We start from the raw sequence: 888 nt of genomic DNA on the forward strand, positions 1-888 counted from the left end.
AGGGGGAATTTTTTTTTTCGGGGAATAGATATCTTCTGGGTTATGCTCATGTGAAAAATACTGCTTGGAATGTGTTGGTTTATAGCCATGCTGAAAGCGCGACTACTATTCTTATTACTTATGCTAAAAGTGTACTTGTTCTGCTAATTGTAATAATTATTGCATTTTCACTTCTTTCATATTTCATTGCCTCCCGTATTTCACTTCCTTTAGAAAAGCTTGCTATATCTACCAATGCTAAAGATATAGGGGCTTCGTTAGTTTATATTAAAGCTATCAATGCTTGGTATGCCGAAGCTGATCGACTTAAAAAGGCACTTTTTACGCATGTTAAGGTAATGATGGAAAGGGTTGATTCTTTAAATGAGGTGGCGCTTAAAGATCCCCTTACCGGCGTGAACAATAGATTGGGGTTTTCAACTAAAATACAGAATAACAAGTATGGGGCAGGAGCTTCAGTTATTGCTATTGATGTTGATTTTTTTAAAAAAATAAATGATAGTTTCGGGCATGGGGTCGGAGATGAGGTGCTTGTTTCTTTGGCTCAGATTATTAAGTCTTGTTGCCGTAGTGAAGATATTATTTGTCGGTTTGGTGGAGAAGAGTTTGTTGTTTTTCTGCCGAATACATCTGTGGTAACAGCGGAGTGTGTTGCGGAGCGTATTAGGAGTGTTATTGAACGTACTGTTTTCCCTAATAACTTGCGTGTCACCGTATCTGCTGGTGTGGCAACACAAGATGATCCTCTTGGTGGGATCGATTTTTTGCTGAAAAATGCTGACGATGCTCTTTATCAAGCTAAGAGAGAGGGGCGTAATAAAGTGATTGTATATAGCGCTATTTGAGTTTTTTTGATGACGCTTTACGCGCTAGTGTGCCGTTTTTTTT

General features: G+C 38.5%; 1 protein-coding gene. It reads left to right on the forward strand.

Annotated features, from left to right (window positions below):
* The coding region (locus HMPREF3143_RS26235; RefSeq protein ID WP_254668422.1) for a GGDEF domain-containing protein at window positions 1–845 on the forward strand (845 nt) is incomplete at its 5' end.
* Between the last annotated feature and the right edge of the window lie 43 nt (window positions 846–888).

Source organism: Enterobacter sp. HMSC16D10, assembly GCF_001807145.1.
In the GTDB taxonomy this organism is placed as follows: Bacteria; Pseudomonadota; Gammaproteobacteria; order Enterobacterales; family Enterobacteriaceae; genus Enterobacter; species Enterobacter roggenkampii.